Origin of the sequence: Pseudomonas sp. NPDC087358 (genome assembly GCF_044900785.1) — a bacterium.
GTDB lineage: Bacteria > Pseudomonadota > Gammaproteobacteria > Pseudomonadales > Pseudomonadaceae > Aquipseudomonas.
This window is the reverse complement of the sequence record NZ_JBJDOA010000006.1, coordinates 46,160-72,183: the sequence shown is the minus strand read 5'-3', so window position 1 is coordinate 72,183 and position 26,024 is coordinate 46,160. Positions and strand designations below refer to the sequence as shown.

General features: G+C 61.2%; 23 protein-coding genes and 1 pseudogene. 19 read left to right on the top strand and 5 right to left on the bottom strand.

The features are described from left to right. Window positions 1-227: 227 nt before the first annotated feature. The 7 genes from hslV (at window position 228) to ACI2KS_RS15635 (ending at window position 8,421) form a co-directional block, all read left to right on the top strand. Window positions 228-758, top strand: coding sequence for an ATP-dependent protease subunit HslV (hslV, locus tag ACI2KS_RS15665; protein WP_404621759.1), 531 nt, complete (start codon window positions 228-230; stop codon window positions 756-758). Between the two features lie 67 nt (window positions 759-825). Continuing rightward, on the top strand, window positions 826-2,163 hold the full coding sequence (gene hslU, locus ACI2KS_RS15660; RefSeq protein ID WP_404621757.1) for an ATP-dependent protease ATPase subunit HslU: 1,338 nt from the start codon (window positions 826-828) through the stop codon (window positions 2,161-2,163). Between the two features lie 165 nt (window positions 2,164-2,328). Further along, entirely contained in the window at window positions 2,329-2,706 is a 378-nt protein-coding gene (locus tag ACI2KS_RS15655) for a gamma-butyrobetaine hydroxylase-like domain-containing protein (protein WP_404621755.1), read from the top strand. Window positions 2,707-3,053: 347 nt separating this feature from the next. Continuing rightward, entirely contained in the window at window positions 3,054-4,733 is a 1,680-nt protein-coding gene (phaC, locus tag ACI2KS_RS15650; protein WP_404621753.1) for a class II poly(R)-hydroxyalkanoic acid synthase, read from the top strand. 208 nt (window positions 4,734-4,941) lie between these two features. Continuing rightward, window positions 4,942-5,796 (top strand): poly(3-hydroxyalkanoate) depolymerase, encoded by an 855-nt coding sequence (phaZ, locus tag ACI2KS_RS15645; RefSeq protein ID WP_404621751.1) that lies wholly within the window; start codon window positions 4,942-4,944, stop codon window positions 5,794-5,796. Between the two features lie 168 nt (window positions 5,797-5,964). Next, window positions 5,965-7,647, top strand: a complete 1,683-nt coding sequence (phaC, locus tag ACI2KS_RS15640) for a class II poly(R)-hydroxyalkanoic acid synthase (protein ID WP_404621749.1) — start codon at window positions 5,965-5,967, stop codon at window positions 7,645-7,647. A gap of 159 nt (window positions 7,648-7,806) precedes the next feature. Further along, window positions 7,807-8,421, top strand: coding sequence for a TetR/AcrR family transcriptional regulator (locus tag ACI2KS_RS15635; RefSeq protein WP_404621747.1), 615 nt, complete (start codon window positions 7,807-7,809; stop codon window positions 8,419-8,421). A gap of 255 nt (window positions 8,422-8,676) precedes the next feature. On the opposite strand, the gene ACI2KS_RS15630 is transcribed toward ACI2KS_RS15635, so the two are convergent. The 3 genes from ACI2KS_RS15630 to ACI2KS_RS15620 all read right to left on the bottom strand — a co-directional run bounded on the left by ACI2KS_RS15630 (window position 8,677) and on the right by ACI2KS_RS15620 (window position 10,575). Beyond that, entirely contained in the window at window positions 8,677-9,558 is an 882-nt protein-coding gene (locus ACI2KS_RS15630; protein ID WP_404621745.1) for a phasin family protein, read from the bottom strand. 10 nt (window positions 9,559-9,568) lie between these two features. Beyond that, window positions 9,569-10,009: a phasin family protein gene (locus ACI2KS_RS15625; RefSeq protein ID WP_404621743.1), complete on the bottom strand. Its 441-nt coding sequence runs from the start codon at window positions 10,007-10,009 to the stop codon at window positions 9,569-9,571. Between the two features lie 287 nt (window positions 10,010-10,296). Beyond that, window positions 10,297-10,575: a polyhydroxyalkanoic acid system family protein gene (locus ACI2KS_RS15620; protein WP_404621741.1), complete on the bottom strand. Its 279-nt coding sequence runs from the start codon at window positions 10,573-10,575 to the stop codon at window positions 10,297-10,299. Window positions 10,576-10,716: 141 nt separating this feature from the next. Here ACI2KS_RS15620 and ubiE point away from each other — a divergent pair, with 141 nt between their 5' ends. The 12 genes and pseudogenes from ubiE to ACI2KS_RS15560 all read left to right on the top strand — a co-directional run bounded on the left by ubiE (window position 10,717) and on the right by ACI2KS_RS15560 (window position 21,252). Further along, window positions 10,717-11,487, top strand: a complete 771-nt coding sequence (ubiE, locus tag ACI2KS_RS15615) for a bifunctional demethylmenaquinone methyltransferase/2-methoxy-6-polyprenyl-1,4-benzoquinol methylase UbiE (RefSeq protein WP_404621739.1) — start codon at window positions 10,717-10,719, stop codon at window positions 11,485-11,487. After that, window positions 11,487-12,110, top strand: coding sequence for an SCP2 domain-containing protein (locus ACI2KS_RS15610; RefSeq protein WP_404621737.1), 624 nt, complete (start codon window positions 11,487-11,489; stop codon window positions 12,108-12,110). Before ubiE ends, ACI2KS_RS15610 begins: the two co-directional genes overlap by 1 nt. Then, window positions 12,107-13,726: a ubiquinone biosynthesis regulatory protein kinase UbiB gene (gene ubiB / locus ACI2KS_RS15605; protein WP_404621735.1), complete on the top strand. Its 1,620-nt coding sequence runs from the start codon at window positions 12,107-12,109 to the stop codon at window positions 13,724-13,726. Before ACI2KS_RS15610 ends, ubiB begins: the two co-directional genes overlap by 4 nt. A 60-nt stretch (window positions 13,727-13,786) precedes the next feature. After that, the gene (hisI, locus tag ACI2KS_RS15600; RefSeq protein ID WP_404621733.1) at window positions 13,787-14,179 is read left to right on the top strand and encodes a phosphoribosyl-AMP cyclohydrolase; all 393 of its coding nucleotides are present in this window, start codon (window positions 13,787-13,789) and stop codon (window positions 14,177-14,179) included. A gap of 2 nt (window positions 14,180-14,181) precedes the next feature. Next, on the top strand, window positions 14,182-14,514 hold the full coding sequence (locus tag ACI2KS_RS15595) for a phosphoribosyl-ATP diphosphatase (protein WP_404621731.1): 333 nt from the start codon (window positions 14,182-14,184) through the stop codon (window positions 14,512-14,514). A 44-nt stretch (window positions 14,515-14,558) separates the two neighbouring features. Next, window positions 14,559-14,831, top strand: a complete 273-nt coding sequence (locus ACI2KS_RS15590) for a twin-arginine translocase TatA/TatE family subunit (RefSeq protein WP_404621729.1) — start codon at window positions 14,559-14,561, stop codon at window positions 14,829-14,831. Between the two features lie 10 nt (window positions 14,832-14,841). After that, window positions 14,842-15,372, top strand: a complete 531-nt coding sequence (gene tatB / locus ACI2KS_RS15585; RefSeq protein ID WP_404621727.1) for a Sec-independent protein translocase protein TatB — start codon at window positions 14,842-14,844, stop codon at window positions 15,370-15,372. Then, window positions 15,369-16,163, top strand: coding sequence for a twin-arginine translocase subunit TatC (gene tatC / locus ACI2KS_RS15580; RefSeq protein ID WP_404621725.1), 795 nt, complete (start codon window positions 15,369-15,371; stop codon window positions 16,161-16,163). Before tatB ends, tatC begins: the two co-directional genes overlap by 4 nt. Then, on the top strand, window positions 16,160-16,867 hold the full coding sequence (locus tag ACI2KS_RS15575) for a 16S rRNA (uracil(1498)-N(3))-methyltransferase (RefSeq protein ID WP_404621723.1): 708 nt from the start codon (window positions 16,160-16,162) through the stop codon (window positions 16,865-16,867). The genes tatC and ACI2KS_RS15575 overlap by 4 nt, the downstream gene beginning before the upstream one ends. Window positions 16,868-17,173: 306 nt before the next feature. Next, entirely contained in the window at window positions 17,174-19,090 is a 1,917-nt protein-coding gene (locus tag ACI2KS_RS15570) for a methyl-accepting chemotaxis protein (RefSeq protein ID WP_404621721.1), read from the top strand. A 218-nt stretch (window positions 19,091-19,308) separates the two neighbouring features. After that, window positions 19,309-20,391: pseudogene (locus ACI2KS_RS15565) on the top strand (methyl-accepting chemotaxis protein); the annotation flags it as partial. After that, window positions 20,377-21,252: a methyl-accepting chemotaxis protein gene (locus ACI2KS_RS15560; RefSeq protein ID WP_404622179.1), complete on the top strand. Its 876-nt coding sequence runs from the start codon at window positions 20,377-20,379 to the stop codon at window positions 21,250-21,252. The pseudogene ACI2KS_RS15565 and the gene ACI2KS_RS15560, both read left to right, overlap by 15 nt. A 182-nt stretch (window positions 21,253-21,434) precedes the next feature. On the opposite strand, the gene mdoH is transcribed toward ACI2KS_RS15560, so the two are convergent. Both mdoH and ACI2KS_RS15550 read right to left on the bottom strand, forming a co-directional pair. Further along, window positions 21,435-24,023: a glucans biosynthesis glucosyltransferase MdoH gene (gene mdoH / locus ACI2KS_RS15555; RefSeq protein WP_404621719.1), complete on the bottom strand. Its 2,589-nt coding sequence runs from the start codon at window positions 24,021-24,023 to the stop codon at window positions 21,435-21,437. Beyond that, window positions 24,016-25,923 (bottom strand): glucan biosynthesis protein G, encoded by a 1,908-nt coding sequence (locus ACI2KS_RS15550; RefSeq protein ID WP_404621717.1) that lies wholly within the window; start codon window positions 25,921-25,923, stop codon window positions 24,016-24,018. The genes mdoH and ACI2KS_RS15550 overlap by 8 nt, the downstream gene beginning before the upstream one ends. Window positions 25,924-26,024 lie beyond the last annotated feature (101 nt).

The following is a 26,024-nucleotide window of genomic DNA, read 5'->3' as shown; positions in this document are numbered from 1 at the left end:
TCCCACGCGGAGCGCGGGAACGATCAAGCGATCGCGAGCAAGCGATCGAGAGCAAGCTCACTCCTACAGTGAGCGCGCTCCGGGCAGATCCCGGACTGCTACAGAACACCGCGCCGCGAGCACCTGCCATTCATCCTTGAACCCACCCGGCAGTTGAAATACCCGACCCCACCCCCATATGAGTTTGCATCAGGGCATTTTCGCCCGACAGCGTGGAGACTCTCCCCTTGACCACCATCGTTTCAGTGCGCCGCCAAGGCAAAGTCGTCATGGCGGGTGACGGCCAGGTTTCCCTGGGCAATACCGTCATGAAAGGCAACGCCAAAAAGGTCCGCCGTCTTTATCACGGCCAAGTGATCGCCGGCTTTGCAGGCGCCACTGCCGACGCCTTCACCCTGTTCGAACGCTTCGAAGCCCAACTGGAAAAACATCAGGGCCATCTGGTTCGCGCCGCTGTGGAGCTTGCCAAAGACTGGCGCACCGACCGCTCCCTGAGCCGCCTGGAAGCCATGCTGGCGGTTGCCAACAAGGACGCGTCACTGATCATTACCGGTAACGGCGATGTCGTGGAGCCAGAAGACGGCTTGATCGCCATGGGCTCGGGCGGCGCCTTCGCCCAGGCGGCGGCCCGTGCACTGCTGCTGAAAACTGACCTGTCGGCGCGTGAAATCGCCGAAACGGCTCTGCACATCGCTGGCGACATCTGCGTGTTCACCAACCACCACATCACCATTGAGGAGCAGGACCTCGCTGAATAAGTGCTGAGGTGGGTCGCAACTCATCGCGACCCGTCGCACTCATTCATCACCGAGGACCTAGAAAACCATGTCCATGACTCCCCGTGAAATCGTCCATGAACTCAATCGCCATATCATCGGCCAGGACGATGCCAAGCGCGCTGTCGCCATCGCATTGCGCAACCGCTGGCGCCGGATGCAGCTGCCTGAAGAGCTGCGTGTCGAAGTCACCCCCAAGAATATTCTGATGATCGGCCCGACCGGTGTCGGCAAGACCGAGATCGCCCGTCGTCTGGCGAAACTGGCCAACGCCCCGTTCATCAAGGTCGAAGCCACCAAGTTCACTGAAGTCGGTTATGTCGGCCGTGACGTCGAGTCGATCATTCGCGACCTCGCCGATGCCGCCATGAAGCTGCTGCGCGAGCAGGAGATGACCAAGGTTCGTCATCGCGCCGAAGACGCCGCCGAAGACCGCATCCTTGATGCCCTGCTGCCACCGGCACGCGTCGGCTTCAACGAAGATGCCTCGGCCGGTAGCGACTCCAACACCCGTCAACTGTTCCGCAAGCGCCTGCGTGAAGGTCAGCTGGACGACAAGGAAATCGAAATCGAAGTCGCGGAAATGGGCGGTGTCGATATCTCCGCGCCTCCGGGCATGGAAGAGATGACCAACCAGCTGCAAAGCCTGTTCGCCAACATGGGCAAGGGCAAGAAGAAAAGCCGCAAGTTGAAGGTCAAGGACGCCCTGAAAATGGTCCGCGACGAGGAAGCCAGCCGTCTGGTCAATGACGACGAACTCAAGGGCAAGGCGCTTGAAGCGGTCGAGCAGCACGGCATCGTGTTCATCGACGAGATCGACAAGGTCGCCAAACGCGGCAATGTCGGCGGTGCCGACGTGTCCCGTGAAGGCGTGCAGCGTGACCTGCTGCCGCTGATCGAAGGCTGCACCGTCAACACCAAGCTGGGTATGGTCAAGACCGACCACATCCTGTTCATCGCCTCCGGCGCGTTCCACCTGAGCAAGCCGAGCGACCTGGTGCCTGAGCTGCAAGGCCGGCTGCCGATCCGTGTCGAACTCAAAGCGCTCAGCCCGCAGGATTTCGAACGTATCCTGAGCGAGCCGCATGCGTCCCTGACCGAGCAATATCGCGAGCTGCTCAAGACCGAAGGCCTGAACATCGAGTTCCTGCCTGAAGGCATCAAGCGTCTGGCAGAGATCGCCTGGCAGGTCAACGAGAAGACCGAGAACATCGGTGCTCGTCGCTTGCACACCCTGCTGGAGCGCTTGCTCGAAGAGGTGTCGTTCAGCGCCGGTGACCTGGCCAGTGCACAGGATGGCGGCACCATCCAGATCGACGCCGAGTACGTCAACAGCCATCTGGGCGAATTGGCCGAAGACGAAGATCTGTCGCGGTATATCCTTTAACCCGTCCGGGTTCGCGCTGTAGGAGTGAGCTTGCTCGCGATGCGGTATTTCAGACGACGATGCATTGATCTGACCTGACCTATCGCGAGCAGCTCACTCCTACAGTGTCTGCGTCGGTTGCGAGACCATCAGGCGCCCTACGTTCCACCTGCCGGATACAGGCCCATGTCCCGACTTCCCACCGCAATCCAGCTGCACAAGGCCTCGAAAATCCTGTCCCTGAAATACGGCCCGGATGAGGAATATCATCTGCCCGCCGAGTTTCTGCGGGTGCATTCGCCGTCCGCCGAGGTTCAGGGCCATGGCAACCCCATCCTGCAATTCGGCAAGCTGGGCGTCGGTCTGACCCAGATCGAGCCGGCCGGGCAGTACGCACTAAAACTGACCTTCGACGACGGTCATGACAGCGGACTGTTCACCTGGGAGTACCTGGAGCAATTGGCCCAACGCCAGGAGCAGCTGTGGGACGAATACCTGACTGAACTCAAAGCGGCGGGCAAATCCCGCGACCCTTCCGAGCAAGTCATCCGCCTGATGCTCTGAGCCACCGCTCTAGTCCGCGCCCTGGCTACCGGCTGGCGTTTTAGGACGCACTTTCTAATTGCATCTGCTTCAATGCTCCGCGCAGCGGTCAATGACTGGCCCTGCTTGCGATTTGTTGAAATCTCGCGTAACCAATGATTCTGGCAGGCTCTCTGCATCGGAGTTTTTGCACCAGCCTGCCGGTGTTGTTCGTAGCCGTCGCCTGTAGCGCCATAAACCCCGGTGCCTTGCGTAGCGTTCACACCTGTTGTGTTAATCATCGGTCACCCGAGAGCAGTACTGGCGTTTGCCTGTGACACCTTTGCACAGGGGGTCAGTGCTCGTCTCAGGACAATGGAGCGTCGTAGATGAGTAACAAGAGTAATGATGATCTGCCGCGTCAAGCCTCTGAACACACCTTGGGGTTGAACCCCGTTGTGGGCCTGCGACGCAAGGATTTGCTCACCACGGCACGCCTGGTATTGACCCAGGCCATCAGGCAGCCCTTTCACAGCGCCAAGCATGTGGCTCACTTCGGCCTGGAGCTTAAAAACGTCCTGCTCGGCAAATCCACGCTGGTGCCCGATGGCGACGACCGCCGCTTCGTCGACCCGGCCTGGAGCCAGAACCCTCTTTACCGTCGCTACCTGCAGACCTACCTTGCCTGGCGTAAAGAGCTGCACAGCTGGATCGATGACAGCAACCTGTCGCCGACCGACATCAGCCGTGGTCATTTCGTCATCACCCTGATGACCGAGGCCATGTCGCCCACCAACGGCGCAGCGAACCCGGCAGCGGTCAAACGCTTCTTCGAGACCGGCGGCAAGAGCATCCTCGATGGCCTCTCGCACCTGGCCAAGGACCTGGTCAATAACGGCGGCATGCCCAGCCAGGTCAACATGGACGCCTTTGAAGTCGGCAAGAGCCTGGGCACGACCGAAGGTGCGGTGGTGTTTCGCAACGATGTGCTGGAGCTGATCCAGTACCGGCCGATTACCGAGCAGGTGCATGAGCGGCCACTGTTGGTGGTGCCACCGCAGATCAACAAATTCTACGTTTTCGATCTCAGCCAGGATAAAAGCCTGGCGCGCTTCTGCCTGCGCAACAACGTGCAGACGTTCATCATCAGCTGGCGCAACCCGACCAAGGCGCAACGTGAATGGGGCCTGTCGACCTACATCGACGCGGTGAAGGAAGCGGTGGATGTGGTCTGCAAGATCACTGGCAGCAAGGATGTGAACATGCTCGGCGCCTGCTCCGGCGGCATCACCTGCACCGCGCTGCTGGGCCATTACGCAGCGCTCGGCGAGCAGAAGGTCAATGCGCTGACCCTGCTGGTCAGTGTGCTCGATACGACCATGGATACTCAGGTCGCGCTGTTCGTCGATGAGCAGACCCTGGAGTCGGCCAAGCGCCATTCTTATCAGGCGGGCGTGCTCGAGGGCCGGGACATGGCCAAGGTCTTCGCCTGGATGCGCCCCAACGATCTGATCTGGAATTACTGGGTCAACAACTACCTGCTGGGCAACGAGCCGCCGGTGTTCGACATCCTGTTCTGGAACAACGACACCACCCGTCTGCCGGCGGCGTTTCATGGTGACTTGATCGAGATGTTCAAGAACAATCCGCTGATTCGCCCGAACGCCCTGGAAGTCTGCGGCACGCCTATCGATCTGAAACAGGTCAAAAGTGACGTCTTCTGTCTGGCCGGGACCAACGACCACATCACCCCTTGGGTCTCATGCTACAAGTCGGCAAGGCTGTTCGGCGGCAAGACTGAATTCGTGTTGTCCAACAGCGGTCACATCCAGAGCATTCTGAACCCGCCGGGAAATCCGAAGGCGCGCTACATGACCAACCTGGATATGCCGGACGACGCCGGCAAATGGCAGGAAGAGGCGACCAAGCACACCGACTCCTGGTGGTTGCACTGGCAGGTCTGGCAGGCAGAACGCTCGGGCAAACTGAAAAAGGCCCCGGTTACGCTGGGCAACAAGGCGTACCCGGCGGGCGAGGCATCGCCAGGGACCTATGTGCATGAAAGGTAAATACCCACTGTAGGAGTGAGCTTGCTCGCGATTGCACCTGCGCGGCCGATACAGGTCTGTCGGCTTCTCGCCTCGCTCCTGTAGCCGCAAATAACGAGCAAGCAACAGCAACGGCAAGCATCGAATACACAGGAACCGCCGGTGGCGGTTTCAGGACCGGAAGACGCGCAGGACAGCATTACCGGCGTTTAACCACAGGGCTTCGCGCATGCCGCAACCGTTTGTATTTCGCACCATCGATCTGGATGGCCACAACATCCGCACGGCAGTGCGCCCCGGCAAGAGTCACCTCACGCCGCTGCTGATTTTCAACGGCATAGGGGCCAACCTTGAGCTGGTGTTCCCCTTCGTCGACGCATTGGACCCGGACCTTGAAGTCATCGCGTTCGACGTGCCCGGCGTGGGTGGTTCATCGACGCCCAATCGCCCCTACCGCTTCCCCGGTCTGGCGAAACTGGCGGCACGGATGCTCGACTATCTGGACTACGGTCAGGTCAACGTGATCGGTGTGTCGTGGGGCGGAGCGCTGGCTCAACAGTTCGCCCACGATTACCCGGAGCGCTGCAAGAAGCTGGTGCTCGCCGCCACCGCTGCGGGCGCGGTGATGGTGCCAGGCAAGCCCAGAGTGCTGTGGCTGATGGCGAGCCCCCGGCGCTATATCCAGCCGTCGCATGTCATCCGTATCGCCCCGGAAATCTACGGCGGTGCATTCCGTCGCGACCCACACTTGGCGGCCAATCATGCCGCCAAGGTCCGCTCGTCCGGAAAGCTGGGCTACTACTGGCAGTTGTTCGCCGGCATGGGCTGGACCAGCATTCACTGGCTGCACAAGATCCAGCAACCGACCCTGGTGCTGGCCGGTGACGACGATCCGTTGATCCCGTTGATCAATATGCGACTGTTGGCCTGGCGTATACCCAATGCCCAGCTACACATAATCGACGACGGTCATTTGTTTTTGATCACCCGGGCCGAGGCGGTTGCGCCCATCATCATGAAGTTTCTCCAGCAGGAACGGCTACGCGCCGTCATGCATCCTCAACCCGCACCGCTGGTGCGATAACTTCGAAGGACCCGGCTGGAAACACAGGAGCTCGTGCTTTAAAAAAAAGTAGTCGCTTCATGACTGTGCCATCGGCGGGATTGCCCAGGTGCAGGGCGGCGCGGGCGGCTGGGGATAGCGCTGCGCGCAGGTGTATTTGCTTATGGCCTGACGAAGGAGTGTTGACCCATGCGAGACAAACCGGCGAAAAATCCCTACCCGACGCCCGCCACTTTCATCAATGCGCAAAGTGCAATCACCGGCTTGCGCGGCAGGGACCTGTTTTCGACCTTGCGCAACGTGGCACTGCAAGGGCTCAAACACCCGGTGTATACGGCACGACACGCGCTCGCCCTGGGCGGCCAACTGGGCCGGGTGATGCTGGGCGAAACGCCGTATCAGCCGCACCCCCACGACACGCGTTTCAGCGACCCGACCTGGGCCCACAACCCGCTGTACCGCCGCGGGCTTCAGGCCTATCTGAGCTGGCAGCACCAAGTGCGCGACTGGATCAAGGACAGCGATCTTTCCGAGGATGATCGCTCGCGTGCGCAATTCATTTTCGCGCTGCTCAACGATGCCCTGGCGCCCACCAACAGCCTGCTCAACCCGCTGGCCGTCAAAGAGCTGTTCAACTCCGGCGGCAGCAGTGTGGTGAAGGGGCTGAGCCACATGTTCGATGACTTCCTGCACAACAACGGCCTGCCCAGCCAGACCACCAAAGACGCCTTCGAAATCGGCCGGACCCTGGCCGTCACGCCGGGTGCGGTGGTCTTTCGCAATGAGCTGCTGGAGCTGATCCAGTACAAGCCAATGAGCGAAAAGCAGTACGCTCGGCCACTGTTGATCGTGCCGCCGCAGATCAACAAGTACTACATCTTCGACTTGAGCCCCGCCAACAGCTTCGTCCAATACGCCCTGAAGAATGGGCTGCAGACCTTCATCATCAGTTGGCGCAATCCGGATGTGCGTCATCGCGAATGGGGCCTGTCCACCTATGTCGAGGCCGCCGAAGAAGCGATGAACGTCTGCCGGGCGATCACCGGCGCACGGGAAGTGAACCTGATGGGCGCCTGCGCGGGCGGTCTGACCATCGCCGCTCTGCAGGGCCATCTACAGGCCAAGCGCCAGATGCGCCGGGTGTCCAGCGCAAGCTATCTGGTCAGCCTGCTGGACAGCCAGATCGAAAGCCCGGCGACGCTGTTCATCGATGAGCAGACGCTGGAAGCCGCCAAGCGTCGCTCGTACCAACGGGGCGTGCTGGACGGCAAGGAACTGGCCAAGGTGTTTGCCTGGATGCGCCCCAACGATCTGATCTGGACCTACTGGGTCAACAATTACCTGTTGGGCAAGGCGCCGCCGCCCTTCGACATCCTTTACTGGAACAACGACAGCACACGCCTGCCTGCTGCCTTGCATGGCGACCTGCTGGACTTCTTCAAGCACAACCCACTGACTCATGCCGGCGGCCTGGAGGTCTGTGGCACGCCTATCGATCTGCAGAAGGTCACGGTGGACAGCTTCAGCGTCGCCGGCATCAACGATCACATCACCCCGTGGGACGTGGTCTATCGCTCGACGCTGCTGCTGGGCGGCAACCGGCGCTTTCTGCTTTCCAACAGCGGCCATGTGCAGAGCATCCTCAACCCCCCCAGCAACCCGAAGGCCAACTTCGTCGAGAACGGCAAGTTGAGCAGCGACCCGCGCGCCTGGTACTACGACGCCGAGCGTACCGAGGGCAGTTGGTGGCCGAGCTGGCTGAGCTGGATTCAGGAGCGCTCAGGCACCCAGCACGAAACCCTGATGACCCTGGGCAACCAGAACTACCCACCCATGGAGGCCGCGCCGGGGACGTATGTGCGGGTCCGCTGAACACGCTCGATCTGAAGGGTAAACGCCTGTAGCAGTCCGGCTTGTCGGCGACCGCGATCGTGAGGCCGCCACCGCCGGCGAGCCGGACGGCTACAGAACGGCAGCGTGGCAGACGCCCCTTTTTGTTTGAAAACCGCAACACCGAACTAAGAAGACTGGATGAAGACCCGCGACCGCATACTCGACTGCGCCCTGCTGCTGTTCAACCAACAGGGCGAACCCAATGTATCGACCCTGGAAATTGCCAACGAACTGGAGATCAGTCCCGGCAATCTCTACTACCACTTTCACGGCAAGGAGCCGTTGGTGATGGAGCTGTTCGAGCGCTTCGGGCATGAGCTGGCGCCGCTGCTCGACCCCCCGGCCGATGCGCGTCTGGATGCCGAGGACTACTGGCTGTTCCTGCATCTGATCGTCGAACGCCTGTCGCACTACCGCTTCCTGTTCCAGGACCTGTCGAACCTCGCCAGCCGCCTGCCCAAGCTGGCTCGCGGCATCCGCAATCTGCTCAATGCGCTCAAGCGCACCCTCGCCTCATTGCTCGCCCGGCTGAAGGCAGAAGGTCAGGTCACCAGTGACACTCAGGCCCTGGGGCAACTGGTGGAGCAGATCACCATGACCTTGCTGTTCTCACTGGACTACCAGCGCATCCTCGATCGGGAAGGTGAAACCCGGGTAGTGGTCTACCAGATCATGATGCTGGTGGCGCCGCACCTGATACCCGGCGCCAGGCACGCGGCAGAAAAACTGGCGCTGCATTATCTGGAGGATTGAGCTCAGGATACACACACGCCTTTTGATTCTGCCGAAGGCGCGGGAGTCAGGCTTGCCGACGATCTGCCGCCAAGCGGTAGCTAAGCCGATGAATGCGGTGTACCTGATGCGGACAGATTGAATGGTTCCCGCTGCCGGTGCCGGCAGATCGCTGGCAAGCAAGCTCCCACGCCCTCCGGACCGAGGCAGGTTCGCCAGCAATGTAAAAACCCGACCTGCTTGCACAGATCGGGTTTGGGTGTTGCCAGCCTTGAATCAGGACTGGCTGGACGGGGTCGATGCCGTGGAGGCTGTCGACGAAGCTGCGGGTGGCGGGGTCGGTGCCGAGGCAGCGCTGGCACTTGGAGCCGGCGTTGCTGCAGCCGGTTTCGCAGCCGCTGCCGGCTTGGCGGCCGCAGGTTTTTTCGCGGCTGTCGGTTTCTTCGCCGCCGCAGGTTTCGCCGCTGGCTTTGCAGCCGGTTTGGCGGCGGCCTTCGGTGCAGGCTTGGCGGCAGGTTTGGCGGCAACGCTTTTTGCCTTGGCGGCGGTGGAAGCCGCTGCCTTGGAGGCTGCCGCCACCGGTTTGGCCGCGGCCTTGGCCACCGCAGGTTTGGCCGCTGCGGTTTTGCTGGCTACCGTACTCGCCGCCTTGGCGACCGGCTTGGCCGCCGCTTTGACCAGAGGCTTGGCGACGCCATTGGTTGCCGGCTTGGCTGCGGGTTTAACTGCTGCGGTTTTCGAGATTGGCGTGACCGATGCACCGGTCAACTTCTCGATCTGCCGGGTCAACAAGTCGACCTTGCTGTGCAGGGCTTTGACTTCGTTCCGGCTTGGAACACCCAGACGGGAAATCGCGCTGTTAAGGCGCTTGTCGAAAGCCCCTTCCAGTTCGCCCCATTTGCCCAACGCCAGATCCTTCACGTCGCCGACCCGCGACTTGGTGGAGGACTTGGCGGTATCGACAGTCTTGCCGACAGTGGCCTTGGTTTCCTTTTCGGCCTTCTCGCCATCTTTGACCAACGTTTCGAAAAGCTTACTGCCGTCATTGCTGATCTTCGAGTAAGCGCCTAAACCAGCCAGCCAGATCTGGCGGGAGTATTTCTCCACCTCGCCAATCCAGGAGCTGCCTTCTTTTTCAGATTTCTTCTTGCCAGCCATCCCGCTCTCCTTATTGTTTACGCGCGACACGTTCGAGCAATGCCGTCAGCTCATCGAGCTTAGCAGAGAGTGTCTCAACATCATGTTTAGACGGAATGCCAATGCGATTCAAGGCGCTGGCCACACGGCGGTCGAAGGCACTTTCGATTCTGTCGAGCTGCACTTCCACCCGACCTTTGACTTTGCTGACCTCACCTCTGGCCTCGCCCTTGACCAACTCGATCTCGCTGTTGGCGGCCTCGACCTTTTCATCGATGACTTTCTTCGCCTGTTTTTCCGTCTGCTCGCCGGTCTTGATCAGCTCTTTGACGTAGTCGGCACCTTCCTGCCCGGCCTTGACGTAAGCCCCCAGGCCCGCGAGCCAGATCTTGCGGGCGTAGAATCGAACCTCGGAAAACGTCTTCGCTTCCTCGGCTTCGATTTTCTTCTTCAGGATCACTTTGTTGACCATGGTGCACCTCACGCTCGAAAGGGAAAGAGGAACCGCCCCATGGAAAACCGGGGCATGGCACAAAGTAGAGGGAAAAATTAGAAAGCTCACCCTAGGTTGGGGTGGCTGTGAAAAAACGCCGAACACCTCAGGCATTGCGCCGAATGAGGGCCTGCTTCTGGCCGACGGCCATAGGAGCCGGCGTGCTGGCGAATGCGCTGGATCCGTCACATCAACAGCGCCGGGAACACCGCGTTCGCCGGCAAGCCGGCTCCTACAGCCTATTGCGTGAAGGCGACGATGTGTAATCAGGCCGTCAGCACTTTATCCAGCTGCTTCTCGACTTCCGACTGGATCGAGCCGCTCATGGCGGACAGGAAGAAGTTGAGTTCGATGTTGACCCGCACCCGATCATCTTCGACATCGACCGTACCCTTGGCGCCCTTGCCTTCCAGCGCAACCGTATCGCCGTCCCACTCGTGGGCGATGCCGTATTTGTCGGAGAGTTTCTGCAGCATGACCTCAGCTTTCTCGCGGGCCTTGTCCTTACCCAGCGCATGCGGGCGTTCTACGGTAATTCGGGCCATCGGCAGGCTCCTTCATCCTGGTAAATCGTCGGGCCACTATACCAGCGGCGCCCAGCGAAGAAACTGTTGGCGGTGAGCCTTGTCAAGACAAAGCCAGCCTCGACGATTAGAATGGCCGCACTTTATTCCGGTGACAGCGATATGAACGATCCGCGCAAAGGCAGCGATGCCGAACCCACCACCCATTTCGGCTACAAAACCGTAGCAGAGAGCCAGAAGGCCGACAAAGTCGCCGAGGTTTTCCACTCCGTTGCCGCCAAGTACGACCTGATGAACGACGTGCTGTCCGGCGGCATGCATCGCCTCTGGAAGCGTTTCACCATCGAGCTTTCCGGGGTTCGCACCGGTAACCGCGTGCTGGACATCGCCGGCGGTACGGGTGATCTGGCCAAGAAGTTCTCGCACCTGGTCGGCCCGACCGGCGAAGTGGTGCTGGCCGACATCAACGCCTCGATGCTCAAGGTCGGCCGCGACCGCCTGCTTGATCGCGGCGTGGCCGGCAACATCAAGTTCGTCCAGGCCGACGCCGAAAAGCTGCCGTTCCCGGACAACCACTTCGACTGCGTGACCATCGCCTTCGGCCTGCGCAATGTCACGCACAAGGAAGACGCCATCCGCTCCATGCTGCGCGTGCTCAAGCCGGGCGGCCGGCTGCTGGTGCTGGAGTTCTCCAAGCCGACCAACAAGGTCATGTCCAAGGTCTACGATGCTTACTCCTTCGCCTTCATGCCGCTGGCGGGCAAGCTGATCACCAACGATTCGGAAAGCTATCGCTATCTGGCCGAATCGATCCGCATGCACCCGGATCAGGAAACCCTGAAATCGATGATGGTAGAAGCCGGTTTCGACCGCGTGACCTATCACAATATGACCTCAGGCATCGTCGCCCTGCACCGCGGCATCAAGCCCTGATGCTGATCAGCGGGCTGCTCGCCAGCGTCGAGCACGGCATCAATCGGGTGTTGCAGATGGACAGCACGGCACTGCCACGCCTTGATCGCCTGAGCGGCAAGGTGGTGGCGGTCGAGTGCACCAGCCCGGCGTTTGATCTGTACATCCTGCCCAGCGACGAAGGCCTGATGCTCGCCGCCCACTGGGAAGGCGGTGCCGACGTCACCCTGCGCGCGCCCGCTGCAAGCCTCATGCGCCTGGCCATGAGCAAGGACAAGAACGCCGTACTGCACAGCCCGCAGGTCGAGTTGGAGGGCGAAAGCGCTGTGCTGCTCGAACTGACCGGCATCTTGCAGGACCTGGACCTGGACTGGGAATACGAGCTGCAACGCTGGCTCGGTCCGGTCGCGGCACCGCTGATTGGCGGGCATCTGCGCAGCAGCGCCCGTTGGTCCGCCGCCAGCCTTGCCAGCCTGAGCCAGAACCTGGCCGATTACCTGGCCGAAGAATCCCGCACGCTGGTCGGCAAGCGCGAGGCTGAAGCCCGCTTCGCCGAGCTGGACCAGACCAAACAAGACCTGGAACGCCTCGAAGCCCGCTTCGAGCGTCTGGCCCAATCCCTTAAATCCAGCGATAACGCATGAGCCTGCTTGCCGTCCGCCGCCTGTTTCGCATCCAGCGTGTCGTAATCCGTTACCGCCTCGATGACCTGTTGTTCGCCCTGCCTTTGCCTTGGTGGCTGCTCGCCGTGCGCTACGTCCTGCCGTGGCGCTGGCTTCCGCGACGCAAGAGCGAACTGACCCGCGGCGCGCGCCTGCGTCTGGCACTGCAGGACCTGGGGCCGATCTTCATCAAGTTCGGACAGCTGCTCTCGACCCGACGCGACCTGCTCCCGGAAGACATCGCCGATGAGCTGATGATGCTGCAGGACCGGGTCCCGCCGTTCGACTCCGAGCAGGCCATCGCCCTGATCGAGTCGCAACTGGGGGCAAAAATCAGTCAGGTGTTCAGCCGTTTCGACGTCGCCCCGCTGGCCTCCGCTTCTGTGGCCCAGGTCCACGCCGCGCAACTGAAGACCGGCGAAGAAGTCGTGGTCAAGGTGGTGCGTCCGGGCCTCAAACCGATCATCGGTTCGGATCTGGCCTGGCTGTTCATCCTTGCCAAGATCGCCGAGCGCCTGTCGGCCGACGCCCGCCTGCTGCATCCGGTGGACGTGGTCGCCGACTACGAAAAAACCATCTACGACGAACTCGACCTGCTGCGCGAGGCAGCCAACTCCAGCCAGCTGCGCCGCAACTTCGAAGGCTCGAGCATGCTCTACGTGCCGCAGGTCTACTGGGACTGGTGCCGCCCCAAAGTGCTGGTGATGGAGCGCATCTACGGCGTGCAGGTCACTGACCTTGCGACCCTTGCCGATCAGCGCACCGACATGAAAAAGCTCGCCGAGCGCGGGGTGGAGCTGTTCTTCACCCAAGTGTTCCGCGACAGCTTCTTTCATGCCGACATGCATCCGGGCAATATCTTCGTCAGCACCGTGTCACCGTGGGACCCGCAATACATCGCCATCGACTGCGGCATCGTCGGCAGCCTGACGCCCGAAGACCAGGACTACCTGGCGCGCAACCTGTTCGCCTTCTTCAAGCGCGATTACCGCCGGGTAGCGCAGCTGCACATCGATTCGGGCTGGGTGCCGGCGGAAACCAAGCTCAATGAGTTCGAAGCCGCCATCCGTACCGTGTGCGAACCGATCTTCGAGAAACCGCTCAAGGACATCTCCTTCGGTCAGGTTCTGATGCGCCTGTTCCAGACGGCGCGCCGCTTCAACATGGAAGTGCAGCCGCAACTGGTGCTGCTGCAGAAGACCCTGCTCAATATCGAAGGCCTGGGCCGGCAGTTGTACCCTGACCTGGACCTCTGGAGCACCGCGCAGCCATTCCTCGAACGCTGGATGCGCGAGCGCGTGAGCCCCAAGACGCTGATTGGCAACCTGCAATCCCAGGTCGAGCAGATTCCGCACCTGGCCAACATGACCCGCGACCTGCTCGAGCGCCTGTCCCAGCCGCACCGCCACGATCCGCCACCGCCCTACACACGCAACGGCGATCACTGGGCGTTGCGTCTGATCGGAGCCGGGCTGCTGGCAGGCGGCGTGGTGCTGGCCACTGCGCACACCCAGACCGGTGACGAGCTGATGGCGCTGAGCGCCTGGCCCGCCTTGCTGATGCTGGTAGCCGGGCTATATCTGGTCGTTCGCCGATAGCCATCGGCGCTGGCCGCTGGCACACTAACCCTCCTACACAGCGAGCGGCCGGAGCCGATGATGAAAGACTGGCTGGACGAGATCAAATGGGACAGTGACGGCTTGGTCCCGGCCATCGCGCAGGATCACAAGACCGGGCGCATCCTGATGATGGCCTGGATGAACCGCGAGGCACTGAGCCTGACCGCCGCTGAAAACCGCGCCATCTACTGGTCGCGCTCGCGTGGCAAGTTATGGCGCAAGGGCGAAGAATCCGGCCATGTGCAGAAACTTCATGAAATGCGCCTGGATTGCGACGCCGACGTGATCGTCCTGATGGTCGAACAGATCGACGGCATCGCCTGTCATACCGGCCGCGAAAGCTGCTTCTACCGCGTCTATGACGACGCCGGATGGAAGACCGTCGACCCGGTCCTCAAGGACCCCGACGCCATTTATCACGCAGGACACTGAACATGACTGATACCTTGTCTCGCCTGGCGGAGGTGCTTGAAGCACGCAAAGGCGCGGCTGCCGACTCCTCTTACGTCGCCAGCCTCTATCACAAGGGGCTGAACAAGATCCTGGAGAAGGTCGGCGAAGAGTCGGTCGAAACCATCATCGCCGCCAAGGATGCCGCCGTCAGCGGAGACTGCAGCGATGTCATCTACGAAACCGCCGACTTGTGGTTCCATAGCCTGGTCATGCTGTCTGCGCTGGGCCAGCATCCGCAAGCCGTACTCGATGAGCTGGATCGCCGCTTCGGGCTGTCCGGTCACGCCGAAAAAGCTGCTCGTTCGGCGGAATAAACACGAGGGCCTGCCGGCCCTGAATTTCTTGTGAGGAACGCGTCATGGGCATTTTTGACTGGAAACACTGGATCGTCATTCTTGTGGTCGTCGTGCTGGTCTTCGGCACCAAGAAACTCAAGAACCTGGGCACCGACGTGGGTGAGTCGATCAAGGGCTTTCGCAAGGCCATGAACGACGATGAAAAGGCTAACGAGCAACCGCCGGTTCAACCGCAACCGACTGCTCAGCCAACCGCGCCGAATCAGCCGCTGCATCAGCCGCAAACCATTGACGGCCAGGCACACAAGGTCGAAGAGCCCATCCGCAAAGACTAGGTCGTGACGCATGTTTGGTATCAGCTTCTCTGAACTGCTGCTGGTCGGCCTCGTCGCCCTGCTGGTGCTGGGCCCCGAGCGCCTGCCTGGCGCAGCGCGTACTGCCGGCCTGTGGGTCGGACGTCTGAAACGCAGCTTCAACGCGATCAAACAGGAAGTAGAACGCGAAATCGGCGCTGACGAGATTCGTCGCCAGTTGCACAACGAGCACATTCTTTCGCTGGAAGAAGAAGCGCGCAAAATCATGCAGCCGCAGCAACCGCCCGCCCAGCCTGTAGCGCAACCCCCTGTCACGAGCGAGACGCCACCGGCGAGCGAGCCGATCACGCCGATCATGGGCGCGGCACTGGCGCCTGCGCCAAGCGCAGATATCGGCCCGGCTGCCCCCGCCGAAAGCGCATCGGTCAGCCCGCAGCCGATTCACGCCGAGCCCGCTCAGCCCGTCTCGACGCCTGCCCCTGCACCCGTGACCACACCGGCCACTGCCGTGCAGAGCGCACCTTCCGCCAACGATTCGTCACAGCCACCGCGAGCCCCATGAGCGAAATTCCGGAAAACGACCAGCAAATGCCGCTGGTCTCGCACCTCACTGAACTGCGTTCGCGCCTGCTGCGTTGTGTGCTGGCGATCTTCGTGATCTTCGGCGCGCTGTTCTATTTCACGCAGAAGATCTACACCTTCGTTTCAGCGCCACTGCGCAAGTTCTTGCCCGAAGGCGCGACGATGATCGCCACCGACGTGGCATCGCCGTTCATTACGCCGTTCAAGCTGACCATGATGGTTGCGCTGTTCCTGGCCATGCCGGTGATCCTGCACCAGATATGGGGTTTCATCGCGCCGGGGCTGTACAAGCACGAGAAGCGCGTCGCCGTGCCGCTGCTGGTCTCCAGCATCATTCTGTTCTACGCCGGGATGGCCTTTGCCTACTTCCTGGTGTTCCCGCTGATCTTCCACTTCTTTGCCAGCGTGACCCCGGAAGGCGTGTCGATGATGACCGACATCGCCAGTTATCTGGACTTCGTCATGACCCTGTTCCTGGCGTTCGGCGTCGCATTCGAGATCCCGGTCGCCGTGGTTCTGCTGGTGTGGATCGGCATCGTCGACGTCAAATACCTGAAGAAAGTCCGCCCCTACGTAGTGATTGGCTGCTTCGTGGTCGGCATGATCCTCACCCCGCCCGACATCTTTTCGCAAACGCTGCTGGCCGTGCCGATGTGGTTGCTGTTCGAAATCGGCGTGCTGTGCAGTTCGATGATCACCAAGCGCGGCGATCACGAAGACGATGAAAAAGCCGAAGACGAGCAAGACCAGCCGCCAGCGACCCAGCCGTGAACCTGCTGCTTCTCGAAGACGCCGACTTCATCGCGGCTGACCGTGTGGTCCTGCGTGACCGGCGCCTCAAGCACATGCAGGAGGTGCATCGCTCTGAAGTCGGTGACAGCCTGCGTGTCGGTCGCGTCGGCGGCCTGCTCGGCAGCGCGCAGCTGCTGCGTCTCGAAGCTCGCGAGGCTGAACTGTCGGTTGTCTTTGATCGGCAGCCGCCCGGCAAACTGCCCTTGACCCTGATCCTCGCCCTGCCGCGCCCCAAGATGCTGCGTCGGGTGTTCCAGACCGTGGCGACCATGGGCGTGCCCAAGGTCATTCTGGTCAACAGTTACCGGGTCGAGAAGAGCTTCTGGCAGACTCCGTTCCTGCAACCAGAGGCCATCCGCGAGCAGTTGATCCTGGGGCTGGAACAGGCGCGCGATAGCGTCCTGCCGCAAATCCTCATCGAGAAACGCTTCAAGCCCTTCGTCGAAGACCGCTTGCCTGCCATCGTCGACGGCACGCTGGGTCTGGTGGGACATCCAGGGGACTTCCCCGCCTGCCCGCGTGCAGTCGATCAGCCGGTGACCCTGGCCATCGGACCCGAAGGCGGCTGGATTCCGTATGAGGTCGACATGCTGCATGAATCGGGCCTCAACCCGGTGCAGCTCGGCGATCGGATCCTGCGGGTCGAGACAGCTGTCACGGCTTTGCTTGCGCGGTTGTTTTAAGACGCCCCCGATCACGCCTGAATCCGGTAGGAGTGAGCTTGCTCGCGATCTGTTGCGCAGCAACAGCAAACCTGACGACCCGGAACACCTGACACGCCGAATGTGCAGGATTTGCTGCCGGTTCCCGGCAGATCGCGGAGCAAGCTCATTCCTACAGGAATCGTATTTCGCGTGTCTGCATCACGACGCTCGAAGCTGCGCAAACCCCTACAACACTTGGCAGGATCGCCCGCCATACGGTGCTTCAGTTTGGGGCATGATGGCCGATAAACAGACGTCCATAAAAACAGTACGCAAGGAATCATCATGTATCGCTGGTCTGCCCAACGCCTTGGAAACGTGAGTGTCAGTCGTAAACTCGGGATCGGCTTCGGTCTGGTGCTGTTGCTGACGCTGGTCATCACTGCCACGGGCTGGTCAGGCATCGACACCCTGATCAAGCGTGGCGACAGGCTGGCCGCGATCTCGCAGGTCAGTGAGCAAACCCTGGAACTGCGTACCGCGCGCATGGGTTATGAAGTCCGGTACAGCAGCGAAGCGGCGACGCAGGTCATTACCGCGTTGGGCAAGCTTGACGCAACGTTGAAACTTGCGCGCAACCTGATCGTGGCGGCAGACGACCTCAAGCTGGTGGACACTCAGATTCAGGCTGCCGGCGACTACCGCCGCGCCTTCGACGAAATGACCCAGGCCATTCAAGTCCGTGAGGCCAGTCGCGTGAACCTGGGCACTACCGCAGATGCCGCAGTCGATCAGGTCAACAAGATCGAAGAGGCGCTGATTCAGCACGACAACATCCTGCAGTTCAACAGTGCCGTGGGTGTGAGCAAGCAAATCCAGCAGGCGCGCTTTCAGGTCCGCGGCTACACCTTCAGTGGCAACCCGGATTTCGAGACCAGTGCCAATGCCGCGATCAACGAGGCCATCGTTGGCGTGAATACGCTGGCAGGCGACGTCTCCTCGCAGTACATCCCACAATTGCAAAAGGCCAATCTGGCGCTCAAGGGTTATCTTGCCGCCGTCGGCCAATACCGCGACGCTCAGCAGAACAGCCGTCTGGCGCTGGAAAAAATGAGCAACCTGGGTCAGCAGCTGCTGGACCTGAGCGACAAGCTGACCGTCTCGCAAAACGCCAGACGTGACGCCGACAGTCAGCAGGCCCAGTCCATGCTCGGCCTGGCCACCGTTCTGGCATTGCTGTTTGGCGTGCTCGCGGCATGGGCGATCACCCGCCAGATCACCCTGCCACTCAAGCACACGCTGATTGCCGTGGACCGGGTTGCTTCGGGCGACCTGACCCATAATTTGACTATCGACCGGCGCGATGAGCTGGGCCAGTTGCAAGGGGGCATCCAGCGCATGACCCTCAACCTGCGCGAGCTGATCAGCGGTATCAGCGACAGCGTCACACAAATCGCCAGCGCCGCCGAGGAACTGTCCGCGGTCACCGAGCAGACCAGCGCCGGAGTCAATAGCCAGAAGGTCGAGACCGACCAGGTGGCCACGGCCATGCATCAGATGACCGCCACGGTGCAGGAAGTGGCGCGCAACGCCGAAGAGGCCTCAGAAGCCGCTGTCGCCGCTGATCAGCAGGCCCGCGAGGGTGACAAGGTGGTAAACGAAGCCATCGCCCAGATCGAGCGTCTGGCCAGCGAGGTGGGGCATTCCACCGAAGCCATGGGTGAACTCAAGCGCGAAAGCGACAAGATCGGCAGCGTGCTCGATGTGATCAAGTCGGTGGCCCAACAGACCAACCTGCTGGCCCTCAACGCAGCGATCGAAGCGGCGCGCGCCGGTGAGGCCGGGCGTGGCTTTGCCGTGGTGGCCGATGAGGTTCGCAGCCTGGCCCAGCGCACACAGAAGTCCACCGAGGAAATCGAAGAGTTGATCGCGGGCCTGCAAAACGGCACCCAGCAAGTGGCGACGATCATGGACAACAGCCGCGAACTGACCGTCAGCAGCGTGGCCCTGACTCGCCGGGCCGGCGGTTCGCTGGAAAGCATTACCCGAACCGTGTCGGCTATCCAGGCCATGAACCAGCAGATTGCTGCTGCCGCCGAGCAACAGAGCGCCACCGCCGAAGAGATCAACCGCAGCATACTCAACGTCCGCGATGTGTCAGAACAGACCTCGGCGGCCAGTGAAGAGACGGCTGCCTCCAGTGTTGAACTGGCCCGCCTGGGCACGCATCTGCAGGGGCTGGTGGGGCGGTTTCGGGTGTAAGCCTTGAGGCTGACCGTGCTCGTTCCCACGCCCTGCGTGGGAACGATCAAGCCGTTGCACAGTTCGTCCCGTGGTGCCAATCATCGCTTTCACCTGTCATCGTTCTGTGACCCGCATCACCTCTCTACTGCGCTCAGAAATGCCCTACACCCGCTTCAGGTCACGACCCGGCCTCACCTGCCGATGCGCGTTTATCGTTCATCCGCAGGAGACCCATCATGTCGCAAGGAATCAACGCTGCGCTGGCCAATACCAGCGTCAAACTCAAACTGTCGCTGGGCTTCGGCACGGTGCTGCTGCTGACACTGGTCATCACGCTCACCGGCTGGCACGGGCTGGACACCATGATCGAGCGCTCCGAGTCGCTGACCTCAATCGCTCAGCTCAATGCCCTGACCAAGGATCTTCGCGCCGAACGCATCACGTTTCGAATGGAGAACGGCGCCGACAGTGCTGCACGGGTATCGACCCGAATCAACGAAATCGAAGCGCACCTGGTCACCCTTCGCCAAGACGACCACCCCTCCGACATCCTTGAAATGCTCAACAGACAGAGCGAGACAGTACGGGCTCTGGAGCAAGCCTTTAGCGATCTGAGTCAGTTGCTGCAAATTCGAGATGCGTCGCGACTGCAGATGAAGAACCTGTCGGACGGGGTGATCGAGGCCGTCGATCAAGTCGAAAGCGATGTCCTCAAAGCCGTCAGCCAAGAGCAGGACAACAAGGAGAAACTGGACGAATTCACCAATATCCTTGAACTGCGCCGACACCTGCAGGACGCCCGACTCCAGGCTCAGGCCTATCTTCATAGCGGCAGGGAGGCAGCCGAGACAGCGGCGGTGGCTGCCATCGACCAGGCGCTCAAGGAGGTCGCGCAGATCATGGCAAGCCCGTCCGATACCAATGCCGGCATCCTGATGACGGCAAGCAAGTCACTCGAAGACTACCGCGCACAGTTGAATAAACTGAAGGAGCTGCAGACCAGGGCCGAAGCTGCGCATGAATCGATGGAAGGGATGGGCGACACCCTGCTCGCCTCCACCAACGCCATCAGCGCACAGCAAAGCCAGCGGCGGGACAGTGAGGCGGACCAGTCGCGCAACACCCTTGCAGGGGTTGCATTACTGGCGATCACACTCGGCCTGTTGGCGGCATGGTTGATCACCCGACAGATCATCCTGCCGCTGCAGCAGACCCTGAGCGCTGCCAGACGCATCGCCAGTGGCGATCTGAGCGTGGACCTCGACGTTCGGCGTCATGACGAGATGGGCAGCTTGCAGACCAGCATGCAAGACATGACATCCAGGCTGCGCAGCCTGATAGGCGGCATCGGTGACGGCATCACACAAATAGCCAGCGCCGCGACACAGCTCTCGGCGGTGACCGAACAGACCAGCGCCGGGGTCAACAATCAGAAAGCCGAAACCGATCAGGTTGCAGCGGCCATGAATCAGATGACCGCAACCGTGATGGAAGTCGCCCGCAGTGCCGAAGAAGCCAGTGAGGCGGCAAAGCAGGCCGACCAGCAGGCGCGCGAAGGCGACCGGGTGGTCGCCGAGGCCATTGGTCAGATCGAACGGCTGGCGATAGAGGTCGGCAACTCGACGAAGGCGGTGGGGCAGCTCAAACAGGAAAGCGACAAGATCGGGGGTGTACTGGATGTGATCAAGTCGGTGTCTCAGCAGACCAACCTGCTGGCCCTGAACGCCGCCATCGAAGCGGCCCGCGCCGGAGAGGCCGGGCGCGGCTTTGCGGTGGTGGCCGATGAGGTCCGCAGCCTGGCGCTGCGCACCCAGGAGTCCACTGAAGAGATCGAAATACTGATCACTGCGCTGCAGGATGGCACGCAACAGGTGGTCACGACCCTGGATGCCAGCCGCAGCCTCACCGACAGCACCGTGGAGCTAAGCCGCCGCGCCGGAAGCGCGCTGGAGCACATCACCCGAACGGTCTCGACGATCCAGACCATGAACCAACAGATCGCCACCGCTGGCGAGCAGCAGAGCGTGGTCGCCGAACAGATCAATCGGAGCGTGTCGACCGTGCGCGATGTGTCCGAGCAAACCGCCTCGGCCAGCGAAGAAACCGCCGCCTCCAGCCTTGAACTCGCCCGGCTGGGGACGCAATTGCAGGACATGGTGGGGCAGTTTCGGGTCAACTGACGCTTCTTTGAGCCCCCCCTGTAGGAGTGAGCTTGCTCGCGATAGCGTCAGGTCCCGCAGCACAGCGTTAAAGCGACCTACGCCATCGCGAGCAAGCTTCAATCCTGCAGCTCACGGCCAATGCACACACAAAAACGCCGCCGGGGATTGCTCCTCGGCGGCGTTTTTTTTCAGCGGGTCACTCAGGCATGCACCAGCGACTGCTCATTGGCATGGCCGGCTGGCTGCAACGGCAGCAACGGCGCGTGAGGGTCGGCCGCGACCGACGCTCTCCATGCATCCAGCCAGGCGGCGTTGCCCTCGGCCCAGACCAGCTCATGCAGCCGAGCCAGCGCTACCGGATCACTGAGCAATTGCAGCCGCTCGTGATTGTTCAGGTGCTCCGGACCGCCCTTGATGGCGTGACGCACACGCTCGACACGCATCCACTCGATCGGCTCGGCATGACGGTGACGCGAAGTCGCCAATGCACAGGCCAGAGCGTTCTGCCGCGGATCGACGACGGCACGGACGAAACCGTCGTTCAGCGCGTGCCAGCGGTTTTCGTGGGTGTACTGGTCGGTGGAAACCAGTTCCTGAGGCGGCGTGTGCTCTTCCGGAATCAGGAACAGATTATCGTCGCGTGCCTTCAAGCCCAGATTAGTCCGGCTGGAAATCACCGACACCGGGATCGACAGCATCAGCGAACCGACGATAGGCGCCAGCCACCACAGGAAGCTCGGGTTCAGCCAGGCCACCAGCAGCGCCCAGGCAAAGCCCAGTGCTGTTTGCGGACCATGTCGCTTGAGCGCTTCGCTCCACGGGGTGGAGTCGTCGTCACGCTGCGGCGAGTTCCAGGTCGCGGCCCAGCCCAGGAATGCGGCGAGGACGAAACGGGTGTGGAAAATCATCCGTACCGGTGCCAGCAGCATGGAGAACAGCATCTCCATCAGCATCGACAGCGTGACCTTGATCCGGCCGCCGTAACCGACTGCGCCCTTGGCCCAGATCAGCACGATACTCAACAGCTTCGGCAGGAACAGCAGCACCACTGTGGTGGAGAACAGCGCGACGGCTTTTTCCGGGTGCCACTGAGGCCACAGCGGATACAGCTGACGCGGCTCCATGAAGTAGGTCGGTTCCATCAGCGTGTTCACCGCCAGCAACGCGGTGGACAGCACCAGGAAGAAGAACCACAACGGCGCCGACAGGTAGGACATCACCCCGGTCAGGAACACCGCCCGGTGCACCGGGTGCATGCCCTTTACAAGGAACAGGCGGAAGTTCATCAGGTTGCCGTGGCACCAGCGACGGTCACGCTTGAGTTCATCCAGCAGGTTCGGCGGCAGTTCTTCGTAGCTGCCCGGCAGATCGTAGGCAATCCACACACCCCAACCGGCACGGCGCATCAGCGCAGCTTCGACGAAGTCGTGAGACAGGATCGCGCCGGCAAAAGCACCTTTACCCGGCAGCGGCGCCAGGGCGCAGTGCTCGATGAACGGCTTCATGCGGATGATCGCGTTGTGACCCCAGTAGTGCGATTCGCCCAGCTGCCAGAAGTGCAGACCGGCGGTGAACAGTGGTCCATACACGCGGGTGGCGAACTGCTGCATGCGCGCATACAGAGTGTCCATGCCCGAGGCACGTGGCGCGGTCTGGACGATACCGGCGTCCGGCGTCGCTTCCATCAGGCGCACCAGACTGGTCAGGCACTCACCGCTCATGACCGAGTCGGCGTCCAGCACGACCATGTAACGGTAGTCACCGCCCCAGCGACGGCAGAAGTCATCGAGGTTGCCGCTTTTGCGTTTCACGCGACGGCGACGACGACGGTAGAAGATCTTGCCGAAGCCACCGGCCTCGCGGCAGACGTCCAGCCAGGCCTGCTGCTCGGCCACGGCGATGTCGGTCTCATTGGTGTCGCTGAGGACGAAGAAGTCGAAGCGATCCAGATCGCCGGTCGCGGCAACCGATTCGAAGGTGGCACGCAGACCGGCGAACACGCGAGGCACGTCTTCGTTACAGATCGGCATGACCAGCGCGGTACGGGCACCGGCTTCGATCGGCTCGTTGCCAGCACTGGCACCGGAAATACGGTATTTATCGTGCCCGGTGAGCAGCTCCAGGAAGCCCATCAGGGCGGTCCAGAAACCGGCCGAGACCCAGCAGAACAGAATCCCGAACAGCAGCAGGATGCTGGTTTGCAAGGCATACGGCATCACTTGCACAGCGGTCTGCCACAGGGTCTGATGACTGATTTCGTCGAACGATACCAGCGACCAGCCTTGATACGGCAGGATGCCTTTCATGTACCAGCCAGCGACGATGGTCTGGCCGAGCATCAGGATCAACAGGATATAGCGACGGATCGAGCCGACCGTACGCCAGCGCGACTTGGGCAGCTCGCGCGGCAGATCGTCGTGGGCAGGCTTGGGCGGATTCTTCTTGCCGGTCAGCCGCCGCCAGCCGCGGTGCAGAATGTTGGTGCGCCACGGCTCGGGCACTACTTTGGTACGCCGGATCGGCGGCGTAGCCTTCAGCGTCACCCGCCCGCTGGCGTCTACAGCGAGCATTTCTGCCTCTTGCAGTTCATCAGCGGTGGTCAAGGTCAGACGACGGCCCACCGAAGCCTGAGCGGCTTCGGCAGGATCAGCGATGGTCTGCGCCGAAAGGCGTTCATGCAGCTCGGCGAACGAGGTGCAGCTGGCAAGTTCTGCCCGCTGCTCGTCACTCATTGGCAGGTGTGCAAGGTACTCGTTCAGAGACTCTGGCACGGCTTGTGAATTACTCATCGGCTGGCAACTGGTAGCTCCAGGTTTCGGTCAGAACCTGTTGGTTCATGGCCGGACCCTGTTGGGTGGATGCAGCCTCTACCGCTGGCTGCTGGGTTTCTTTACTGCCTTTGTTGGCCTTGGCGGCGTCGCCCAGAGCGGCTTCAGGCTTGGAGGCCTCGTCGGTCTTGGCTTCGGCAACCTTGGCGTCGGCGCCTTTGCCAGCATCAGCCTTGGCCGCGTCTTTAGCGTCGGCTTTGGCGACCTTGGCGTCTTTCGCATCACCGGCCTTGACGGCGTCGGTCTTGACGATCTCAGCCTCTTTAGGCGCAGCAGCTACAACAGGTTTGGCGTCTGCTTTTTTCTCAGGCTTCTTGTCTGATTTGTCAGCAGTGATGACCGCAGGTTCCTTGCCAGGTTCGGCCGGGGTTTCGCGCAACAGATAGGCGCGCATTTCCACCGACTTGTTGGCGTCCTTGATCTTCATCCGCAGCGTCAGGCGCCAGCCTTTGGTGACCGGGTTGTAACGCAGGTTGTTCTCGACCAGCTCGGTGTTTTCGTCAGTGGTGACCTGGCTGCGGATCGCCGGGTCTTCACCGAGCTTGGCCAGGGTCGGGCCGACGAAATCCACCAGATAGGCAACGCTGCCATCGGGCTGACGGATAAGGTTGGACTGCTTCACGTCACCGGTGGAGCGCAGGGTCTGCTTGACCCAACCCAGATCAGGCGAGTGGATAGCGTCTTCGTCCATGGTCCAGTGCAGGCGATAGTTGAAGTCGATCGGCTGACCTGGTTCAGGTTGGGTTTCCGGCTTCCAGAAGGCAACGATGTTGTCGTTGGTTTCGTCGGCAGTCGGGATCTCTACCAGATCGACGGTGCCCTTGCCCCAGTCGCCCTTAGGCTCGATCCAGGCGCTTGGACGCTTGTCGTAGCGATCGTCCAGGTCTTCGTAGTGGCTGAAGTTGCGGCCACGTTGCAGCAGACCGAAGCCGCGCGGGTTCTCGACCGAGAAGCTGCTGACGGCCAGGTGTTTAGGGTTGTTCAGCGGACGCCAGATCCACTCGCCATTGGCTGCCTGGATCGACAGACCGCTGGAGTCGTGCAGCTCGCGACGGTAGTTGAGAACTTTCGACGGCTGGTTGGCGCCGAACAGATACATGCTGGTCAGCGGGGCCACACCCAGTTTGCCAACCTTGTCACGCAGGTACATGCGCGACTGCACGTCGACCAGGGTGTTGGTGCCGGGACGCAGGGTCAGCTTGTAGGCGCCGGTGGCGCGCGGCGAATCCAGCAGCGCGAAGATCACCAGATGGTTGTCATCGGTGTTGGGCTTCTCGATCCAGAACTCGGTGAAGCGCGGGAACTCTTCGCCCGACGGCATCGCGGTGTCGATGGCCATGCCACGCGCGGAAAGGCCGTAAACCTGACCCTTGCCGATCACGCGGAAGTAGCTCGCGCCCAGCATGGTCATGATTTCGTCTTGCTTGTCATCTTTGTTGATCGGGTACATGACGCGAAAACCGGCATAGCCAAGGTTCTCGGTGGACTTGGGATCAAACTTGACGTCGCCGAAATCGAAACGACTCGGGTCGTACTTGATCTCGTTGACTGCAGTGGAGGTGACTTCGTTGATCTTCACCGGGGTGTCGAAGTGCATGCCCTGGTGATAGAACGAGATCTTGAATGGCGTCTTGTCATTGGCCCATTCAGCCTTGTCCTGCAAGAAGCGAATCTTCTGGTAGTCGGCAAACTTCATGTCGCGGAATTCCGCCGGAAGGTTGCTCTTTGGCGCTACGAATTTCTGTCCGGCCAGTTCTTTGGCCTTTGTCGCCACGTCGTCGAGATCGAACGCCCAGAGCTGACCGGCGCCGAAAAGACAAAACAAAGCCGACCCGGCCAACAAGGCGCTACGCAGGCGCATGCCAGGGGTCTTTGGTGCATTACATGGACTAACAATCACGAGCAACCCTCGCCGAAAACAGATGAAGAAACCAACGGCCAGCTATCAAATGCCGGGTTGGC

Excerpts from the sequence above, each read along its gene's own strand:
- phaC (WP_404621753.1), top strand. The coding sequence starts at position 3,054 with ATGAGTAACAAGAGTAATGATGATCTGCCGCGTCAAGCCTCTGAACAC.
- ACI2KS_RS15610 (WP_404621737.1), top strand. The coding sequence starts at position 11,487 with ATGCTGATCAGCGGGCTGCTCGCCAGCGTCGAGCACGGCATCAATCGG.
- ubiE (WP_404621739.1), top strand. The coding sequence starts at position 10,717 with ATGAACGATCCGCGCAAAGGCAGCGATGCCGAACCCACCACCCATTTC.
- tatB (WP_404621727.1), top strand. The coding sequence starts at position 14,842 with ATGTTTGGTATCAGCTTCTCTGAACTGCTGCTGGTCGGCCTCGTCGCC.
- hisI (WP_404621733.1), top strand. The coding sequence starts at position 13,787 with ATGAAAGACTGGCTGGACGAGATCAAATGGGACAGTGACGGCTTGGTC.
- ACI2KS_RS15625 (WP_404621743.1), bottom strand. The coding sequence starts at position 10,009 with ATGGTCAACAAAGTGATCCTGAAGAAGAAAATCGAAGCCGAGGAAGCG.
- ACI2KS_RS15630 (WP_404621745.1), bottom strand. The coding sequence starts at position 9,558 with ATGGCTGGCAAGAAGAAATCTGAAAAAGAAGGCAGCTCCTGGATTGGC.
- ACI2KS_RS15570 (WP_404621721.1), top strand. The coding sequence starts at position 17,174 with ATGTATCGCTGGTCTGCCCAACGCCTTGGAAACGTGAGTGTCAGTCGT.
- ACI2KS_RS15620 (WP_404621741.1), bottom strand. The coding sequence starts at position 10,575 with ATGGCCCGAATTACCGTAGAACGCCCGCATGCGCTGGGTAAGGACAAG.
- phaC (WP_404621749.1), top strand. The coding sequence starts at position 5,965 with ATGCGAGACAAACCGGCGAAAAATCCCTACCCGACGCCCGCCACTTTC.
- tatC (WP_404621725.1), top strand. The coding sequence starts at position 15,369 with ATGAGCGAAATTCCGGAAAACGACCAGCAAATGCCGCTGGTCTCGCAC.
- ACI2KS_RS15635 (WP_404621747.1), top strand. The coding sequence starts at position 7,807 with ATGAAGACCCGCGACCGCATACTCGACTGCGCCCTGCTGCTGTTCAAC.
- mdoH (WP_404621719.1), bottom strand. The coding sequence starts at position 24,023 with ATGAGTAATTCACAAGCCGTGCCAGAGTCTCTGAACGAGTACCTTGCA.
- ACI2KS_RS15550 (WP_404621717.1), bottom strand. The coding sequence starts at position 25,923 with ATGCGCCTGCGTAGCGCCTTGTTGGCCGGGTCGGCTTTGTTTTGTCTT.
- hslU (WP_404621757.1), top strand. The coding sequence starts at position 826 with ATGTCCATGACTCCCCGTGAAATCGTCCATGAACTCAATCGCCATATC.
- phaZ (WP_404621751.1), top strand. The coding sequence starts at position 4,942 with ATGCCGCAACCGTTTGTATTTCGCACCATCGATCTGGATGGCCACAAC.
- ACI2KS_RS15655 (WP_404621755.1), top strand. The coding sequence starts at position 2,329 with ATGTCCCGACTTCCCACCGCAATCCAGCTGCACAAGGCCTCGAAAATC.
- ACI2KS_RS15590 (WP_404621729.1), top strand. The coding sequence starts at position 14,559 with ATGGGCATTTTTGACTGGAAACACTGGATCGTCATTCTTGTGGTCGTC.
- ACI2KS_RS15560 (WP_404622179.1), top strand. The coding sequence starts at position 20,377 with ATGCAAGACATGACATCCAGGCTGCGCAGCCTGATAGGCGGCATCGGT.
- ubiB (WP_404621735.1), top strand. The coding sequence starts at position 12,107 with ATGAGCCTGCTTGCCGTCCGCCGCCTGTTTCGCATCCAGCGTGTCGTA.
- ACI2KS_RS15595 (WP_404621731.1), top strand. The coding sequence starts at position 14,182 with ATGACTGATACCTTGTCTCGCCTGGCGGAGGTGCTTGAAGCACGCAAA.